This is a genomic window from Mycolicibacterium sp. TUM20985 (genome assembly GCF_030295745.1).
Lineage (GTDB): Bacteria > Actinomycetota > Actinomycetes > Mycobacteriales > Mycobacteriaceae > Mycobacterium.
Window position 1 is genome coordinate 710,522 of the sequence record NZ_AP027291.1, and the last position, 18,905, is coordinate 729,426.

The 18,905-nt window shown below is 65.4% G+C and carries 16 protein-coding genes and 1 pseudogene; 14 read left to right on the forward strand and 3 right to left on the reverse strand.

The annotated features are described in order from the left end of the window. Positions 1–14 precede the first annotated feature (14 nt). From QUE68_RS03410 to QUE68_RS03470, 13 genes are all read left to right on the forward strand, one after another. On the forward strand, positions 15–986 hold the full coding sequence (locus QUE68_RS03410; protein WP_284232550.1) for a bifunctional MaoC family dehydratase N-terminal/OB-fold nucleic acid binding domain-containing protein: 972 nt from the start codon (positions 15–17) through the stop codon (positions 984–986). Further along, complete coding sequence (locus tag QUE68_RS03415) at positions 983–1,387, forward strand: MaoC family dehydratase (protein ID WP_454786417.1); 405 nt, start codon at positions 983–985, stop codon at positions 1,385–1,387. The genes QUE68_RS03410 and QUE68_RS03415 overlap by 4 nt, the downstream gene beginning before the upstream one ends. Continuing rightward, complete coding sequence (locus tag QUE68_RS03420; RefSeq protein WP_284224530.1) at positions 1,384–2,553, forward strand: lipid-transfer protein; 1,170 nt, start codon at positions 1,384–1,386, stop codon at positions 2,551–2,553. The genes QUE68_RS03415 and QUE68_RS03420 overlap by 4 nt, the downstream gene beginning before the upstream one ends. A 615-nt stretch (positions 2,554–3,168) precedes the next feature. After that, complete coding sequence (locus tag QUE68_RS03425) at positions 3,169–4,206, forward strand: NAD-dependent epimerase/dehydratase family protein (protein WP_284232556.1); 1,038 nt, start codon at positions 3,169–3,171, stop codon at positions 4,204–4,206. A 5-nt stretch (positions 4,207–4,211) separates the two neighbouring features. Next, on the forward strand, positions 4,212–5,387 hold the full coding sequence (locus QUE68_RS03430; RefSeq protein ID WP_284234667.1) for a DegT/DnrJ/EryC1/StrS family aminotransferase: 1,176 nt from the start codon (positions 4,212–4,214) through the stop codon (positions 5,385–5,387). Then, positions 5,387–6,184: a glucose-1-phosphate cytidylyltransferase gene (gene rfbF / locus QUE68_RS03435; RefSeq protein WP_284224532.1), complete on the forward strand. Its 798-nt coding sequence runs from the start codon at positions 5,387–5,389 to the stop codon at positions 6,182–6,184. Before QUE68_RS03430 ends, rfbF begins: the two co-directional genes overlap by 1 nt. A gap of 23 nt (positions 6,185–6,207) precedes the next feature. Next, entirely contained in the window at positions 6,208–7,413 is a 1,206-nt protein-coding gene (locus QUE68_RS03440) for a class I SAM-dependent methyltransferase (protein ID WP_286275153.1), read from the forward strand. 38 nt (positions 7,414–7,451) lie between these two features. Continuing rightward, positions 7,452–8,378, forward strand: coding sequence for a hypothetical protein (locus QUE68_RS03445; protein ID WP_284232560.1), 927 nt, complete (start codon positions 7,452–7,454; stop codon positions 8,376–8,378). Positions 8,379–8,559: 181 nt separating this feature from the next. Then, positions 8,560–9,597 carry a glycosyltransferase gene (locus tag QUE68_RS03450; RefSeq protein WP_286275154.1) on the forward strand — a complete coding sequence of 346 codons (1,038 nt, stop codon included), beginning with the start codon at positions 8,560–8,562 and terminating at the stop codon, positions 9,595–9,597. A 36-nt stretch (positions 9,598–9,633) separates the two neighbouring features. Beyond that, the gene (locus QUE68_RS03455) at positions 9,634–10,986 is read left to right on the forward strand and encodes a lipopolysaccharide biosynthesis protein (protein WP_284232563.1); all 1,353 of its coding nucleotides are present in this window, start codon (positions 9,634–9,636) and stop codon (positions 10,984–10,986) included. A gap of 92 nt (positions 10,987–11,078) precedes the next feature. Further along, complete coding sequence (locus tag QUE68_RS03460) at positions 11,079–12,167, forward strand: hypothetical protein (RefSeq protein ID WP_284232564.1); 1,089 nt, start codon at positions 11,079–11,081, stop codon at positions 12,165–12,167. A gap of 21 nt (positions 12,168–12,188) precedes the next feature. Beyond that, complete coding sequence (locus QUE68_RS03465) at positions 12,189–12,836, forward strand: hypothetical protein (RefSeq protein ID WP_284224539.1); 648 nt, start codon at positions 12,189–12,191, stop codon at positions 12,834–12,836. 88 nt (positions 12,837–12,924) lie between these two features. After that, positions 12,925–14,475, forward strand: coding sequence for a serine/threonine protein kinase (locus tag QUE68_RS03470; protein ID WP_284232565.1), 1,551 nt, complete (start codon positions 12,925–12,927; stop codon positions 14,473–14,475). 9 nt (positions 14,476–14,484) lie between these two features. Here QUE68_RS03470 and QUE68_RS03475 read toward each other — a convergent pair whose 3' ends face one another. The 3 genes and pseudogenes from QUE68_RS03475 to kstD all read right to left on the reverse strand — a co-directional run. Next, a complete protein-coding gene (locus QUE68_RS03475; protein WP_284224575.1) occupies positions 14,485–15,324 on the reverse strand; it encodes an MPT63 family protein in 840 nt (279 codons plus the stop codon). A gap of 75 nt (positions 15,325–15,399) precedes the next feature. Beyond that, complete coding sequence (locus QUE68_RS03480; RefSeq protein WP_284224576.1) at positions 15,400–16,260, reverse strand: MaoC family dehydratase; 861 nt, start codon at positions 16,258–16,260, stop codon at positions 15,400–15,402. 103 nt (positions 16,261–16,363) lie between these two features. Continuing rightward, positions 16,364–18,037, reverse strand: a pseudogene (kstD, locus tag QUE68_RS03485) (3-oxosteroid 1-dehydrogenase); the annotation flags it as partial. A 71-nt stretch (positions 18,038–18,108) separates the two neighbouring features. Between kstD and QUE68_RS03490 the strand changes: the two are divergent. Continuing rightward, positions 18,109–18,894, forward strand: coding sequence for a 2-keto-4-pentenoate hydratase (locus QUE68_RS03490; protein WP_284224577.1), 786 nt, complete (start codon positions 18,109–18,111; stop codon positions 18,892–18,894). Positions 18,895–18,905: the final 11 nt, after the last annotated feature.

Below are 18,905 nucleotides of genomic sequence, written 5' to 3' on the forward strand. Positions count from 1 at the left end.
AAGAGGAGACGACCGTGAGCGCCATCGACGACATCCGCAGCGCAGCGGAGCGGGTCAGGGCCGAGGGCAAGAGCAAGCCACGGGTCGGACGCCATGCGGTGAACCAGCCCATGATCGACCATTGGCTCGACGCCATCGGCGACCGCAACCCGATCTACGTCGACGGATCGGCGGCCAAGGCAGCAGGGCATCCCGGCATCGTCGCGCCTCCGGCGATGATCCAGGTCTGGACGATGATGGGTCTGGGCGGAGTTCGCCCCGACGACGATCCGCTGGGCAAGATCCTCGAATTGTTCGATGACGCAGGCTATATCGGCGTCGTCGCCACTAACTGCGAGCAGACCTACCACCGCTACCTCCGGCCGGGCGAAGAGGTCAGTGTCGCGGCGGAGCTGACCGACGTCGTCGGCCCCAAGCAGACTGCGCTCGGCGAGGCGTTCTTCATCACCCAGAAGATCACCTGGCAGGTCGGCGATGAGGACGTCGCCGAGATGATGTGGCGCATCATGAAGTTCATCCCCCGGGACGATGCGAACGCCGCCGCCGTCGCGACGTCGGTCCCCGAGGACCTCGACGCCGATTCGGCGATGCGCCCCGCGTCGTCCAAGGACACCAAGTTCTTCTGGGACGGCGTCAGCGCCCACGAGCTGCGCATCCAGAAACGCGCCGACGACAGCCTGCAGCACCCACCGGTGCCCGCACTGTGGCTGGACAAGGAGCAGACGACCGATTACGTCGTCGCCAGTGGCAAGGGCGCGGTGTTCAGCTTCGTCGTGCACCACGCGCCCAAGGTGCCCGGCCGCACCCTGCCGTTCGTCATCGCGCTCGTCGAACTCGAGGAGGGGGTGCGGATGCTCGGTGAGCTCCGCAACGTCGACCCCGCCCGGGTGGAGATCGGAATGCCCGTGCGCGCCATGTACATCGACTTCCCGGCCAACGACGTCGGTCCGGCCTGGACCAATTACGCATGGGAGCCTGCCCAGTGAGCACGCCGGTAATCGAGGTCGGCACCAAGCTGCCCGAACTCAAGCTCTACGGCGACCCCACCTTCATCGTCTCGACGGCCATCGCCACCCGCGACTACCAGGACGTGCACCACGACCGGGACAAGGCGCAAGCCAAGGGATCCAAGGACATCTTCGTCAACATCCTCACCGACACCGGCCTGGTGCAGCGCTACATCACCGACTGGGCGGGGCCGAACGCCGTGATCAAGTCGATCGGCCTGCGCCTCGGCGTGCCGTGGTACGCCTACGACACGGTGACCTTCTCTGGTGAGGTCACCGCGGTCGAGGACGGCGTGACGACCCTGAAGATCGTGGGCGCCAACAGCCTTGGCGATCACGTGATCGCGAACGCCACGCTGACGGTGGGGGCGGCCGGATGAGCGATTCGCTGAGTGGCAAGGCGGCGATCGTCGGGATCGGCGCCACCGACTTCTCGAAGAACTCCGGCCGCAGCGAGTTGCGGCTGGCCGCCGAGGCCGTGCTCGACGCGCTCGACGACGCCGGCCTGACACCTGCCGACGTCGACGGCATGACGACGTTCACGATGGATTCCAACACCGAGGTCGCCGTCGCGCGGGCCACGGGCATCGGTGACCTGAAGTTCTTCTCCAAGATTCACCACGGCGGCGGTGCGGCGTGCGCGACCGTGCAGCAGGCGGCGATGGCCGTCGCCACCGGAATCGCGGACTGCGTGGTGGCGTATCGCGCGTTCAACGAGCGCTCGGGCATGCGGTTCGGTCAGGTGCAGATGCGATTGGTGGAGAACGCCGACTCGACCGGAGTCGACAACTCCTTCTCGTATCCGCACGGATTGTCCACCCCCGCAGCCCAAGTCGCGATGATCGCGAAGCGATACATGCACCTGTCCGGGGCGACGAGCAAGGACTTCGGCGCCATCTCGGTGGCCGACCGCAAGCATGCCGCGAAGAACCCGAAGGCCTACTTCTACGAGAAGCCGATCACCATCTCCGAGCATCAGGCCTCACGGTGGATCGCCGAGCCGCTGCGTCTGCTGGATTGTTGCCAGGAGACCGATGGCGGGGTTGCGCTGGTGATCGTCTCGGCTGAGCGCGCCAAGGACCTGAAGAACCGGCCGGCGGTCATCGAGGCGGCCGCGCAGGGTGCCAGCCCCGACCAATACTCGATGGTCAGCTACTACCGGCCCGAGCTCGACGGGCTGCCCGAGATGGGACTGGTCGGCAAGCAGATGTGGGCGCAATCGGGGCTGAAGCCGACCGACATTCAGACGGCGATCCTCTACGACCACTTCACGCCGTTCACCCTCATTCAGCTGGAGGAGCTGGGCTTCTGCGGTTGGGGTGAGGCGAAGGACTTCATCGCCGACGGCGCCATCGAGATCGGCGGCCGGCTGCCCATCAACACCCACGGTGGCCAACTCGGGGAGGCCTACATCCACGGTATGAACGGCATCGCCGAGGGCGTCCGCCAGTTGCGCGGTACCTCGGTGAACCCCGTCCCGGATGTCGAGCACGTGCTGGTCACCGCGGGTACGGGCGTCCCGACCTCGGGTCTCATCCTCGGTTAGCGAATTCCCGCGACATACTGCCCCGCGCAGACCACTGGGCCCCACCTGCTGGTTCGATAGGGGCCGCTAGTCCCGCGTCGCTTCGGTAGGCCGCTACTTGGTTTCGCGCCGCTCCACTGCGCTTCGGACCTGCTTCGACTCGATTCCGCCGCCTCTCGCTGAAGTGGTGGAGGTGAACCCTTTGCAGCGACACAGAAATTGCGAAGGCCTCAGTAGCGATGTTCGCCTGGTGTCTCATCACGGTTCAAAGCGGGATTGACGCCAACGGGATCCTCACCCAGGGCGGGTTGCTGCAACTAGTGATTCAGCCCATGGCATCGGATCGCAAGCCCCAATCGGCATGGCACTCTCGGGTCAGATGTGAGGAATACCTCCAGTTGGGGGCGTCATACGGTGACGGCGTGCCACGTTCCTGTGAATTTGGGGTCGCTTTCACAGGAACATCGACGGTCGCGTTGCCGGCCCCGGTCCGTCCTGGTAGCGTTTCGGGCAGAAGGTATGATTTTCCGGGATGCGGCTGTTTCAGCGAACGACGATTAATTTGCCGCAGCGTGCGGAGCATCTTTATTTGCACACCGTCCCGGGTCTGGGGAACGGGGGTGAAACGAAGGGTAGATGTCCGTGAAGGTCCTCGTGACCGGTCACCTCGGATACATCGGTGTCGAGATGACGACCTACCTGATCGACCTTGGTTTCGACGTCGTCGGCCTCGACACCGACCTGTTCAACGGTTGCGACTTTCTTGCTCCGCCCGACCCGGTGCCCTCGTTGTGCCGCGACATTCGCGACGTCACAGCGGACGACCTGGTCGGTTTCGACGCCATCGTCCACCTCGCCGCGATGTCGAATGACCCGCTCGCCGATCTCAACCCGTCGTTGACGTACGTCGTCAACCGAGACGCTTCAGTTCATCTGGCGCGGGAGGCGAAGCGGGCCGGGGTCAAGCGCTTTCTCTTCTCTTCATCGTGCAGCCTCTATGGCAAGGGCGGCGATCTGGAATTGGACGAACAGGCTACTTTCAATCCCGTCACGCCCTATGGCGAGTCGAAGGTGCAGGTCGAGCGTGCTCTGTCAGAACTCGCTGACGAGAACTTCTCGCCTGTGTACCTGCGCAACGCCACCGCGTACGGCGTGTCACGGCGACTGCGTGCCGACATCGTCGTCAACAACCTGGTGGGACACGCAGTGACCACGGGCGAAGTGATGATGATGAGCGACGGAACCCCCTGGCGCCCCCTGGTTCACGTGCTCGACATCTCGCACGCATTCGCCCAGGCCCTCGTTGCCCCGCAGGACGCCATCCACGACCAGGCCTTCAACGTCGGACGAACCGGGGAGAACTACCGCGTGCGAGACGTGGCCAACCTCGTCGCCGAAGTGGTGCCGGGATGCAGGGTCACCTTTGCGGCCGGTGCCACCGCGGACATTCGCGACTACCGGGTGGACTTCCGCAAGATCGATCGGGACCTCCCTGGTTACCGACCGCAGTGGACCTTGCGTCGCGGTATCGAACAACTGTGGTCGGCATATGTCAACGGCGGGATGACCACGTCGATCTTCGACGGTCCCGCGTACTTCCGCATCCGAACCGTGAAGGCCTTGATCGAACGCGGCGAAGTCGACGTCGACCTCCGGCAGGTGGCACGCACGTGACCTCCATGGCGCTGAACATCTCCGCCGAGACGGCGGCGTCGTTCGCCAACGGGCGCATCCCGGTCGCCGGCCCGTGGGTGACGGATCTGGAAATTCAGTACGTTGCGGCGGCTGCTGCCAACGACTGGTATGGCCATGCAGCGCAGTCGGTCGGACTATTCGAGACCGAGTTCGCCGACTACCTCGGCGTCGAGCATGCGGCGGCCGTGCCGCACGGAACTTCGGGTCTGCATCTGGCCATGCTTGCCCTGGGCATCGGTCCCGGCGACGAAGTAATCGTGCCCGAGTCGACATGGGTCGCCAGCGCGGCACCGATCCTCTACGAAGGCGCCACCCCCGTCTTCGCAGATGTCGACCCCGACACCTGGTGCCTCGACGCAGCGAGCGTCGAGCGCCGCCTCAGCCCCCAGACCAAGGCCATCGTGGCGGTCGACCTCTACGGCGGCGTGCCCGACATGGATGCGCTCCGCGCCGCTGCGCCCGGCGTTCCGATCGTCGAGGACGCGGCGCAGGCGATCGGAGCGAGCTGGAAGGGAGTGCCGGCTGGCGGGTTGGGTGACATCGGTGTGTTCAGCTTCCACGGAACCAAGACCATGACAACGGGCGAGGGCGGCATGGTGGTCACCGATCGCGGCGACCTCTTCGACCGCATGGCGCGACTGCGTGACCACGGGCGTAGCGCCTCGAACCATCGCTACTTCGTCACCGAGGAGATCGGTTACAAGTATCGGATGAGCAGTCTGGCAGCGGCATTCGGCCGGGCGCAGTTGTCCCGGATCGACGAGCTGGTGGCGAAGAAGATACAGATATTTCGATGGTATGAAGCTCGGCTGGCCGACGTGCCCGGAGTTCGATTGAATGTGGAGCCAACTGGTGTCGGGAACACGTTCTGGATGGTGACCGCGGTCGTCGATGACTCCTACGGGCTCTCGACCAGGCAGATCATGGAGTCCTTCGACCACGTGGGGATCGATACCCGACCGTTCCTCCCGCCGCTGAGCTCTCTGGGTGCGTTCGGTGAATGCGACACCAAATACGTTGGTGCACACAATAATCCGGTCGCCTACGACATCGCCGCGCGAGCGGTGAACCTCCCCTCTGCGCTCGTGCTCGAAGAAGTACACGTCGACCGTGTCTGCACACACTTCCGCGAACTGCTCCTGACAGGAAGGGGTCGATGATGAAGGCCGTCATACTCGCCGGCGGACGTGGGACTCGGATCAGCGAGGAATCTCAAACGCGACCCAAACCCATGGTGGAAATCGGCGGCAAACCGATCCTTTGGCACATCATGAAGACCTACGAGGCCGCGGGCGTCACCGACTTCGTGATTCTGCTCGGCTACAAGGGCTACATGGTCAAGGAGTTCTTCGCGAACTACTACCTCCACACGGCTGACTTCACGATCGACCTGTCCACCGGCACCATCAAGACGCTTCAGTCCCACACCGAACCGTGGTCCGTCACCCTGCTCGACACCGGCGAGGACACCATGACCGGTGGTCGCTTGCTGCGCGCTAGAGATCACATCGGCGACGAGACGTTCTCGTTCACCTACGGTGACGGTGTCACAGATCTCGATGTCCGCAATGTCGTTGACTTTCACCGGCATTCGGGTTCCATCGCCACTGTGACCGCAGTGCAACCACCGGGTCGCTACGGAACGCTCGATCTGCGCGAAGAAGATCGCGCATTCTTCGCCGAAAAGCCCCTCGGCAGCAGCGGCTGGGTCAACGGAGGCTTCTTCGTCGCGGAGCCGTCGATCCTCGACTACATCGACGGCGACGCCACCGTCTTCGAGCAAGCGCCGATGAGCCGGCTGTCCAATGACCGCGAGCTCTCCGCGTACCAGCATTCCGGGTTCTGGCACGGAATGGACACGTTGTGGGACAAGGTCACCCTCAACGAGATGTGGGACAACGGCAAGGCGCCCTGGAAGACCTGGTCCGACGCTCCCGCCATGGAGGAGATTCGATGAGTGTCTCCTGCAGGCACTGCGGATTGCCGGTCAAGCACTCCTTCTGCGATCTCGGCATGTCACCCCTTGCCAACTCCTACCTGACTGAGTATCAAGCCGAGGGGGCAGAGGTCTTCTTCCCCCTGCACGCGCGCGTATGTTCCAATTGTCTGCTGGTCCAGCTCGATGAATTCGAAGCGCCGACAGAGATTTTCGGCGATTACCTCTACTTCTCGTCCTACTCGCAGAGCTGGCTGGAACACGCCCGCGCCTACGCGGAGACGGTGATGGAGCGATTCTCGGTGGACGCCTCGAAGCATGTCATCGAGATCGCAAGCAATGACGGGTATCTGCTGAAGAACTTCGTGGAGGCGGGAATTCCGGCCCTTGGGATCGAGCCCGCCGCGAATGTCGCAGCGGTCGCACGGGCGAACGGTATCCCTACCGAGGTAGCGTTCTTCGGAACGGACCTCGCCCGCCAGTTCGTGGCCGACGGCATGCGCGCCGACTTGCTGATCGGAAACAACGTCCTCGCGCACGTACCGAATTTGAATGACTTCGTCGAGGGCATGTCAGTCGTGCTTGCCCCGACTGGTGTGATCACCATGGAGTTTCCACATCTCATGCGTTTGATCGAGCACAATCAATTCGACACGATCTACCACGAGCACTTCTCGTACTTCTCCCTGCTCACTGCGCAATCGATCTTCGATGCACACGGACTTCGAATCTTCGACGTCGAAGAGCTCTCCACCCACGGCGGATCACTACGGATATACGCCTGCCACAAAGCCTTTGACGGACATCTCGTAACGGACAGCGTGCACGACGTGGCGTACGCCGAGCGCGCCGAAGGCCTCGACAGCCTGGCCGGCTACCTCCGTTTCACGGACCGTGTTCAAAGCGCCAAGCGCAACCTGCTCCGATTCCTGATCGAGGCCCGCGACGCCGGGTTGAGCACGGTGGCGTACGGCGCACCCGCCAAGGGAAACACGCTCCTCAACTACTGTGGCATCAAGACCGACCTCGTCGACTACACCGTCGATCGAAGTCCGCACAAGCAAGGGCACCTTCTGCCTGGCACGCATCTTCCCGTGTACGCGCCGTCGCACATTCGTGAGACCCGTCCTGACTACGTACTCATTCTGCCGTGGAACCTGCAGGACGAGATCAGGAGTGAGATGGCCTTCATTCGCGACTGGGGCGGCAAGTTCGTCGTCCCGATCCCGACCCTGTCGATCCTCGATTGACGAATACGCGCAACTTCACCCAGGAAAGGACGAACACCATGTCAGTAGTGGTCTCGTCTGAGACGGCCTTCACCGACGATGAGCGACGGCAGCGCCTCTACGGAGGCGAGGTGTTCTGCATCCCGCCACGTGACACCGTCAGGGCGTTCACGGACTTCGCCTACGCCATGATCGTTGCCGCCTTCGGCTCTCACGATCCCCTCACCGCCCACCGTGTGCTGCCCGTCGCGGACTACGTGGACATCCTCAAGACACTGAAGCCCGCGTTCACCCACCACCCGCGGGCGAAGGAGCTCTTGCTGGAGATTCTGGTAGATCTCGGCGCAGACCCGACGAAGACCTACTTCGACGTCCCCAAGTTGCGAGTCGTCCCACCTACCGACTATCTCTCCGCCGGGCTTGGGTACAACTACAAGCCGCATCGCGACACGTGGTATTCGGCCCCACAATGCCAAAACAACTGGTGGACACCGATTGCGGGCAACTCCGCAACCACCGGGATGCAGTTCCACCCTGACTTCTGGCAGCAGCCTGTTCCGAATACGAGCGACGGCTTCGATGCCTACGAATGGAACAGGACGTCGAGGCGCGATGCGGCGGTGTACGTCAAGGACGATCCCCGTCCGCATCCGAAGCTTGCCACTGGCGACCCGGGTACCACGCTGCGTGTCGTCGGTGACCCGGGGTCCCTTCTGTCGTTCTCTGGCGCCCAGTTGCATTCAACGGTCCCAAACCAGACCGACGCAGCGCGGTTGAGCGTCGACTTTAGGACCGCTCACATCGACGATCTCGTCGCCCAAGCCGGTCCGGCGAACATCGATTCGCGGAGCACCGGAACGTCGGTTCGCGACTATCTTCGGGCCGACACGCAAGAGGCATTGCCCGAAGAGGTCATCGCGCTCTACGACCTGAACGGCAGCACCGACGGAGTTCTGGTGTTCGAACCATCGGTGTTGGCCAGATGACCGCCATCGCGAACCAATCCGCCCGATGGCCCATGGCCATCCCGATTTCGGCTCGTTCCCACGTCCAGGGTCACGTGATCGTCGTGAAGTACGAGGGGAAGTAATGACAATGGACGGCGGAATGGACACGGGCCTGGAAAGGCAGACGGTGCACTCGGTGGCCGTACCGGAACCCCGGCGCATGGCTGCTTCGAAGAATCTGAAGACTGGCGTCGACGTCTTCATTCCGTCCTACCAGTACGGCGCTTACCTAGCGGAATGCGCGAGAAGTGTTCTGAGCCAGCACATACCGAATCTTCGTCTTTTGATCATCGACAACGCCTCAACCGATGGCAGCCAAGAGATCGTACGAGAGATCGCCGCGACTGATGACCGTGTCACCATCATCCTCAACGAGGAGAACCAGGGCTGGCATCACTCCTTCAACAGGGCGATCGATTGGGCGAGTTCGGATTACTTCACGATCCTTGGCGCGGACGACGTCCTTCCCGCCGGCGCACTGGCGCTCGAAACGCAGTTTCTCGACCAGCATCCCAACGTAGCCTTCGTTTACGGCGTCGAAGCGAGGCTGGCTGATGGGCTCATCGACGCGGGACGCTGTGATGCCGCGACGACTCGGTGGAAGATCGTCAAGGGTGACGACTTCATCCACCGGACATGCTTCGACTCGTACTGCGATGTCGGGTCCGCGGCGTGGTTGATTCGCACCTCCGCCCTCAAGAAAGCCGGCGCTGCGGGGCACTATCGATCGAGCCTGCGTTGCGCCGACTTCGAGATGTACCTTCGCCTCGCGATGGTCGGCGATGTGGCCAACACGAACCGGGTGGTCGGGATCCGGCGAATACATGATGCCGAAATGTCGGCTCCCTACAGCAAGTTCAGGGTCCTGGACTTCAAGGATCACGAGGCGGCATTCGATTCGTTCTTCGCCCACGAGGGCTCGCGACTTCCCGATGCGAAGAGATTGCAGACCCTTTCGCGACGCAAGATGGGGGACTACGCGTACTGGTACGGGATGTGGCAATTGATCCACCGTCGTGCCGACGCACGGGACGCCTTCGAGTTCGCCGCGGAACGCCGCCGGTATGCGGCCTGGGCCCCACCGCTCAGGTTTCTGATGAAGAAGAGATGGCTTCGTAGCACCTGGCGGGCTTGGCGGCGAGTGGTCCACGAGCCGACGCCGCTCGACTCTTCGCTTCAAGTTCCGTCATACCTTTGAGGTTCCTGCGAATCCCCGGACTGTGTTGAGGATGAGTTGAGTACCGATGAAGGCGCGAACAGCGAGGTGCGTCGTAGCTTTGGCTGGCGGGCGTTCGCCGCGGTGGGTGGGATGGCGACCACCTTCTTGTTATCGGTAATCGTCGTTCGGTCACTCGATCTGCAAGAAGCAGCAGCCTTCTTCGCCATTCTTGCGTCGATCTCATTGGGCCCCTTGGTCGGACGACTTGGTTTGGGTTACAACGTCATTCGGCTGATGGGTGCGGAGTCCGACGCGTTGCGGCGGCGGCAGATCGCCGCTACGCATCTCCATGCCACGGCGCTCTTGTCGGTGCTCAGTGCGCCGTTCATCGCGCTCATCGGCTGTGTCGCCCTGATCGGGCATTCGGATTTCGTGCCCGTGATGGTAATGACTGCCCTTCTCATCGCGGTGGAATCAACTCGGCTGATTCTCAGCGACATCTTCGCGGCGACCGGGCGAGTGCGCGCTTCGGTGGCGACAATGCACTACGCCCGCAACATGGCGGCGCTGCCCTTGGTGGCGCTCGTCGTACTCATCGCCCACCGTCCTTCGTTATTAGCCGTGATTGCAACATATTGCGCCGTCAGCGCGACGCAGGTCGTCATCGCACTAGTACATGCCAGACATGAAGTTTCGATATTCAGGTTCTCGTCGGGAGTTGCCACCCTGCGAACGACCATCGGCCAAGGGACGAAACTGTTCAGCCTGGACTTCTCGGAGTTCATGCTGAGGCAGGGAATGGTCTGGCTCGCGACGGCCGCGTTCAGCTCGCTGGCCGCGACCCAGTTTTCGGCGACTGCAACGCTCGCCACGCAGGTGACCCTGCTGGACAGCTTGTTCGCCCTCGCTGTCGCGCCGACGGCTGCACGGCTCTGGGCTGCCGGCCAGAAGTCGCGGGTCATCCGGATACTGTCGGATGCGGCGACCATGAACACCCTCATCGCGATCGTCGTGCTGACGGTGGTCGCGACTCTCGGGCCATTCGTGCTGGAGGTGGCGTATGGACCCGAGATGCGGACTGCCAGTTCGCTACTGCTCATTCTGACGGCGGCCGGAGCCTTTCAGGCGTGTTTCGATGGCAGCATCACCTTGCTGGTCATCAGTGGGAACATCACGGCAGCGTCACGTACGGCAGTGGCGGTGCTCGCAGTGGCGCTCCCGTGCGCCTGCGTCGCAGCGTGGATGGGCGGCCCCATCGCGTTGGCCGTGGTCGTCCTCGCCAGCATCGCGACGAAGTCGATCTGCATGTGGCTAGTCGCACGCAAGGTTGTCGGCGTCGCCCCGTGCGCACACCTCAACCCGATTCGCGCATTCCGGCAGCTGACGAGTGACCGTGACGATGTCGCGGAAACTCGAGCCACTGCGTGATCGCTGGCAGGTCTTCGATTGGTGGCTAGCCGCCGCTACGCCCGCCGGTACTCTTCACATAGACGACCGACGCACGGAAGGGGAGCCGTGTCATGGGTGTTCCGCCCGACAGCAGCCCGTTCGGTTCACAGACGGTGACGGGACCCGGCTGGCCGAACGTCGACGAGGAGGCGCTGGCCGCTGCGGCCGCGTCGTATGAGGCGTTGGCCGCCAAGCTGACTGGGTCGGTGGTCCCTCGACAGCAGGGCCAGCTCATGCAGTTGGCGGACCAGTGGAAGGGCGGCGGGGCGCTGGCCGCCGGCGGTGAAGCCACCACGATCATCGCGGGCCACGAGGCCAACGGGGCGCAGGCCGCCGCCATCGCGGCCAAGCTGCGCAGCATGGAGGTCACGGTCGCCAGGACGAAGGTCCTAGTGAACGCCACCGCGCAGGAGACCCAGCACGAATGCGGGGCCATTTCGGCCATGCCGTTCAGCAACGCCCAGGAACTGGTGCAGAGCCGCGTCAAGCTGGGCCTGTCGCAGAACATCGCCTACATCAACGCCAACTCCGCCGAACTGGCCTCCGGGCTCGGCGTGCCGCCGAACATCCCCAAACCGAGCGCGCCGCCGACGGCGGCCGCGTCACAGGGGGCGGACAAGGGTTCGCAGCAGGCCATGCAGATGATGATGCAGATGGGCCAGATGGCGATGCAGCTCCCGCAGCAGATCGGCGGGATGCTGACACAGGCGCCCCAACAGCTGATGCAGCCGTTGCAGCAGATCATGCAGCCGCTGCAACAGTTGATGTCCGCGGGCGGCAAGGGCGGTTCTGGCGCGGTCGCGTCACCATCGCCCTTCTCGGCGTTCTCCAACCATCCCCTGGCCGGTGGGGCGGGTGCGGGTGCGGGTGGCGGCTTGGTGAAGGCGGTCGGCCTGCCGGGCTCCGGCGGCCTGTCCGCGGCGTCCCCGGCATTGGCCAACCTGGTCGGCAGCTCGGGTGACGTGGCCGTCCGTCCGGCGGGCGCGGGCAGCTCGGCGTTCGGCGGGCTCGCGCCGGTCGGTGCCAGCGGCTCGGGCGTGGGCGGCGGGGGCATGGGCATGATGGGTCAGCGTGGCGAGAGCAGCAGCACCGGTGCCTCGCTCGCGGCGCCGCCACCGCTCGACTACGACCTCGACGAGGACGCCGACGATGACTGGTGAGTCGATGAAGGGTGCCGGCTGATGTCCCTCGATCCGATGCAGACCCCCGGCAACCTGAACTGGGATGCCGCGAGTGTCGACCTGCCCGAGATCCCGATGCTCCCGCCCGGTGAGGACGCGATGAGCATGACGATCTCCGCGGTGCTGCCGACGCTGACGACGCCCATGGCGGCGAGCGTGGCCGCACTGCAGGCGAAGGAGACCATGTTCTCCGGCAAGTTGGGTGCGGCCGAATCCGCGTACCAGAATGCCGACGACTCCGGCGGCCAGTCGGTCGGACAGCTCGGCCAGATGCTGGGTCAACTCGGCCAGGTGGGTCAGATGGCGCAGCAGGCGGGCGCACCCGCGCAGGCCCTCGGCGGGCAGGCGGGACAATTCGGTTCGATGATGCAACAGGCCATGCAGTCGGCCAAGGGCGGTGAGTCCGCGGGTACGGGCGGCCAGGCGTCGGCGGGTCAGGCGCCCGCCGGTCATGGCCCGGCCGGTGCGGGCGCTGCGCCACCGCGCGACGATCGCGACGATCGCGACGAGCGCGAGAACCCGACTGACCGGGACCGGCGGCCGCCGCTGGACGCGGCCGCACCCGGCCCCACCAACCACGAAGCCGGTTCGGTGCCGGTGGCACCGCCGCGTCAGGGAGACGGAGACGACCTCTCCCGCAGGATGTAGCGCGTCGCGGCAAGCGTTCGCCGCTCTGAGCGCGGTCGCCCACTACTGTCGGTATCGAAGTGCGGGTAACTGACTCGGAGGTGCGGGCATGAGTTCGTCACCGCCGCCACTACCGGATGACGAGCTGACACCCGGTCAGAGCTTCGCCGGTTACGAGATCATCGGTCTGCTGGGCTCCGGTGGCATGGGCCGGGTGTATCTCGTCCAGCATCCACGGCTCCCACGTCGTGACGCCTTGAAGCTGCTCCCATCGGATTGGTCGGCCGACACTGAGTACCGCGCCCGCTTCAACCGCGAAGCCGACCTGGCGTCGACGCTCTGGCATCCCAACATCGTCGGCGTGCACGACCGTGGTGAGGCCGACGGGCAGCTGTGGATCTCGATGGACTACGTCGACGGCCTCGACGCCGCCCGTCTGGTCGCCGAACGCTACCCCGCGGGTATGCCCGCCGAGGACGTCGCCCGCATCGTCACCGCGGTCGCGAGCGCACTCGACAGCGCTCACAAGAGAGGACTCCTACACCGCGACGTCAAGCCCGCCAACATCATGCTGACACACCTCGACGATGACGGTGAGCAACGAATCTTGTTGACCGACTTCGGAATAGCGCGCGATCTCAATGACGTCGAGGACGTCACGGCGTCGACCACCGCCATCGGCACGGTGGCCTACTGTGCGCCGGAGCAGCTCAACGGTGACGAGGTCGGTGGCCGCGCGGATCAATACGCGCTCGCGGCGACGGCGTACCACCTGCTGACCGGTGAGCCGCTGTTCCCGAGTTCGGAGCCCGCCGAGGTGATCAGGGACCATCTCAACACCAAGCCGCCTGCGTTGGCCGCCAGGCGACCCGAGTTGTCCGCGCTCGACCCGGTGCTCACCGTCGCCCTGGCCAAGCGGCCCGAAAGTCGTTTCGCCCGTTGCTCCGACTTCGCCCGCGCCCTGACCGAACAGATCGGCGCGCTCGGATCACCACCGGCTCAGGCACCGCCGACGGGCGTCAGGCCGATGCTCGGCGAGCCGCTGACGGTCGATCCGCGGGCGATTGCGCCACGGCCCAACCACCAGCTTCCGGCGGGGCCGATCGCCGCCGCCGCTGCTGCCGGGCTGGCCGTCGTCGCCATCGCGGTGTGGCTGCTGTGGCCCGGCGACGACGGAGCCGATCCGCCGTCGGGGCCCGCACCGGGGACGTCGACCACGCCTAGGGCGGTCAACACCCAAGCGCAACAGCAGCTTCGGGCCGCGTTGCCCCCCGGCTATCCGCCTTCGGCATGCACGTCGCTGGACGTGCCACCGGGAGCCGCGGCCACGCTCGGTTGCACCCAGAACGGGGATGCCGGCGGACCTCCCGCGGCCACCTACACCTTGGCGAGCGACGCGGCCTCGCTCGATTCCGCGTTCGGGGCCGTCGTGGGTGGCATGCGAGTGGTCAACTGCCCTGGCAACATTCAGTCACCGGGCCCTTGGCGCCGCAACGCCACCCCTCAGCAGGTCAGTGGGACGTTGGTGTGCGGCTACCGGGACACCGTTCCCACGCTGGCGTGGACGGACGACGCGAGGCTCCTGCTCAACTCGGTCGACGGCGCCGCCGAAGGGCCCAACCTCGACCAGCTGTACGTGTGGTGGTCGAGCCACTCCTGACGAGGTCGATCAGGCGGGCGGCGGCGGGGCGATCACGGTCGTCGACGGCGCGGCGGACGCGGAGGCGCCCGTCGGCAGTGGCGTGCCCTGGCTTCCGGTGGCCGCAGGTGCCTGCTGGACGGCCGCGGGCTGCGGTGCACCCTCGGTGCCGGCCGCGGGGGCAGGCGTGGCGGGCGCGAGTGGCGTGCCCTGGCTACCGGCCGGAAGCGGGGTGCCCGCACTGCCCGGGGGAAGCGCGGCCGGGGCGCCGGGCACGGCGCCGGGGGTGGGCGTCGGAGTGGGGGTGGTCGGGGCGGTCGTCGTGGTCGGTGTCGAGGGGCTGACGGGCGACGTCGACGAGTAGCTGCCGCCCCCGCGCTGCGCGGGGAGCTGCGGCGGAGGTTGCACCCACACCAGGAGGTCCTGCCCACCGGCGTTGTAGACGACGCTGTCGGGGGTGTCCCCGACGACGTCGAAGTACACCTTGCCGGTGGTCTTCTGGCCTTGGGCCAACGTCGCCGGGCTCACGCCCTGCGGGGTCGCGACGCCGAAGAGGACGCGGTAGGTCGCCCCACTCTTGGTGCGCGCGTTGAGGTTCGACACGATCGGAGTCGCACTGCCCTGGATGGCCTGATCCGTTGCAGTGGCCTCCCACAGCGTGCCCGCGACGGGGTAGGGAATCTGGTCGGTGCTGGCCTTGAGGTCGGTGACGGTCCAACTCTGTACGACGTCCCCGTCGGTCAGCTTCGCCTCGTTGCCGATGGTCGTCGTGGTCAGATCATCGGCTACCGCGATCGGCGTGCCCAGAATGCCGACGGCAGCGGCTGCGGCAACGGCGAACGTGGCGGTCAGAGCGGTGGTGATCCTCACGTCAATGCCCTCCCCAGTAGTTGAATTCGACGCTATCAGCTCGTGCGCGGCCCGCGGTCACCAAAATGAGCACGACTACGCCGGCTTCAACTCCACACCCGAGAGCACCACGGCGTCGTCGCGATCGGGTGCGGTGAGCACGGCCCGCAACGCGCCATCCTCCCGCCAGATGCTGGCCTTCAACGTCTCGCCGGGGAACAACACACCGGCGAATCGGGCGCCGTAGGAACCGACGCGGGCGACGTCACCGTCGAGGAACTCGTCGACGAGTGCCTTGGCGCCGATCCCGTAGGTGCACAACCCGTGCAGGATCGGCTTGGGAAAGCCTGCGGCAGAGGCGAAGGCGGGATCGGAGTGCAGTGGGTTGCGATCCCCGCACAGGCGGTACAGCAGCGCCTGCTGCGGCAAGGTGGGAATCGACAGCTCCACGTCGGGTGGGCGGTTCGGCGGTTCCGACGACGTAGAGGGGCCGCGCTCACCGCCGAAGCCTCCTTCGCCCCTGGCGTAGATCGACCGCCTCTGCGTCCACAGCGGCGCACCGTCCGGCGTGGTGACCGTGGTCTCCGACCAGATCACGGCGGCCTTGCCCTTGTCCCAGATGTCGGTGAAACGCGTGACGGCCCGACCGGTGCCCGCTGGCGGGATCGGGCCGGGAACGGAGACGGCCTCGCTGGCATGCAGGACCTTCGACAGCTCGATGTCGATGCCGGGGAACTTCACCGTCGGCGCCTCGGTCATGTGGAATGTCTGGGCCACGCTGCCGAAGGTGGGCAGCACTTGGGGCGTCTCGTCGATCAGGTAGCGCAACTCGCGTTCGTCGAGCGGGTCCGCTCCAGCGCCGAGACCCAGGTGGTAGAGCTGCACATCGCTACTGCTCCAAGAGAATTCGACCGGCGGGAGCTCCGCACCGATCGCCGCGTCGAGATCGATCGGCATGCGTCTAGGCCTTGCCGGGGTCGGATGTCGCCGCCGGGGCGGCTCCGGGGTCGGATGTCGCCGCCGGGGCGGCTCCGGGGTCGGATGTCGCCGCCGGGGCGGCTCCGGCCAGATGCAGCGCGGCGAGGTAACCGAACGTCATCGCGGGACCGATGGTGCCACCCGGGCCCGGATAGGTGTGGCCCATCACCGGCGTGCTGACGTTGCCGGCGGCGTAGAGCCCCTCGATGACCGACCCGTCGTCGCGCAGTGCCCGGCCGTGCACGTCGGTGCACACGCCGCCCTTGGTCCCGAGGTCGCCCGGCACCATCTTCGCGGCGTAGTACGGTCCGTGGCTGATCTCGCCGAGGTTGGGGTTCGGCTTGATGGTGGGGTCGCCGTAGTAACGGTCGTAGGCACTCTCGCCGCGCTTGAAGTCCTCGTCGACGCCCGATCGGGCGAACCCGTTGAACCGCTCGACGGTCGCCGCCAGCGCGTCCGCGGGCAGGTTGGTCTTGGTCGCGAGCTCCTCGAGCGTATCGGCCTTGACGACCACCCCGGACTCCAGCCACTTCCGCGGAATCTTCTGTCCCGGTTGCAGTCCCGCGAAGATGTAGCGGTCCCGGTACTGCTGGTCGAACACGAGCCAGGCGGGTACGTTCTCGCCGGGACCCGAGCCCTGGCCGTACTCACCGCCGTACATCCGGTGGCAGGCCTCGACGTAGGGCATGGATTCGTTCATGAACCGCTTGCCCGACATGTTGACGATGATCGAGCCGGGGGAGTTGCGCTCGGACAGCGCGAACCACGGTGCGCCCACCAGCGGGACGGTCGGTCCCCACCAGGCGTCGTCCATGAAATCCAGTGCAGCGCCCAGTTTTTCGGCAGCCTGGATGCCGTCGCCGGTGTTGGACGAGGCTCCGACGGTCCACTCGGTCGTGATCGGCGCACGCTGGTACTTGACCCGCATCTGCTCGTTGTGCTCGAATCCGCCGCTGCCGAGGATGACACCGCGGCGGGCTCGGATCAGCCGCGGCTCAGCGCTTTCGGGCTCGTTGGTGTCACGGACGTAGACCCCGCGCACGACACCGTCCTCGACGTACAGGTCGGTCAGAGCGGTGTTCAGCAGGACGGGTACGCCTGCTTTCTGCAGCCCGATCCGCAGCGGCGCGATCAGTGCCCGGCCCATGCCCACGAGGTTCTTGCCCGTGGCCTTGGCCCACATGGTGCGGCCGCCGATCTTCAGGCTGCGCAGCACGCCGCGCGGATGCCGCTTCAGCATGTTCAGGCGCACGTAGTCCTGCTGCATCACCACGACGTTGAGGGGCACCTTGCCGTATGCGGGCTCCAGGCCCTTCTCGTCGGCGCCGAGCTTGCGGGCATCGAACGGCTTCGGTTCGACGGAGCGCCCGGTGGGCTTGCCGCCCGCCGCTTCCGGGTAGTAGTCGGAGTACCCGGGCACCCAGCACAGCTTCAGCGGCGAGTTCTTCAAGACGAACGACAACATCTCCGGACCGCGTTCGAGATAGGTGTCGATGCGTTCCGGTTCGACGACGTCGCCGATGATCGTGTGCAGGTAGGTCCGGGCAGCTTCGGCCGTGTCCTTCACCCCGTCACGCTCGAGCACTTCGTTGTTCGGAATCCAGACGCCGCCACCCGACCGCGCAGTGGAACCTCCGTAGTGCGGAGCCTTCTCGACGACTAATGTCGAGAATCCCTGGTGGGCGGCGGTGAGTGCGGCCACCATGCCCGCGGCGCCGCTCCCGACCACGACGACGTCGTACTCCTGTTGGGTCATGTAGAACACGTTATAGAATTGCCCGGCCGACCCACAACTGTGCCGGTCGACGAAACGAGGGGACTTCACCGATGTTGTCGTCTGCAGCACGCGCCGATCTTGCCGCCGAACTCGCCGAGGCCGAGCGCGGCAAGGTCGCGATGACGCCGTTGACCGACCGGTATTCCGACGTCGACGTGGTCGACGCCTACGAGATCCAGTTGATCAACATCCGGGCGCGGGTGGCCGACGGTGCGCGGGTGATCGGGCACAAGGTGGGTCTGTCGTCGGAGGCCATGCAGAAGATGATGGGCGTCGACGAGCCGGATTACGGTCATCTGCTCGACGACATGGAGGTCTTCGAGGACGTCCCCGTCGAGGCTGGCCGATTTCTGTATCCCCGAGTGGAAGTGGAGGTCGGCTTCATTCTTGCCGATGACCTTCCCGGCGAGGGTTGTACCGAGGACGACGTGCTGGCCGCGACGGCGGCCTTCGCGCCGTCGATCGAGCTGATCGACACCAGGATCACCGACTGGAAGATCAAGTTGTGCGACACGATCGCCGACAATGCGTCCTCGGCCGGGTGGGTGCTTGGCCGCGATCGTGTGTCGCCCAAGGACATCGACATTCGCACCATCGACGCGGTGCTGACCCGCAATGGTGAAGTCGTCGCCGAGGGCCGCAGCGATGCGGTGCTCGGCAATCCGGTGACCGCAGTGGCGTGGTTGGCCCGCAAGGTCGACCAGTTCGGGGTGCGCCTGCGAGCCGGTGACATCGTGCTGCCGGGGTCGTGCACACGTGCGATAGATGCTCGTCCCGGTGACGATTTCGTAGCCGACTTCCTTGGTTTAGGTTCAGTCCACCTGTCTTTCGAGTAGAAGAGGTCACT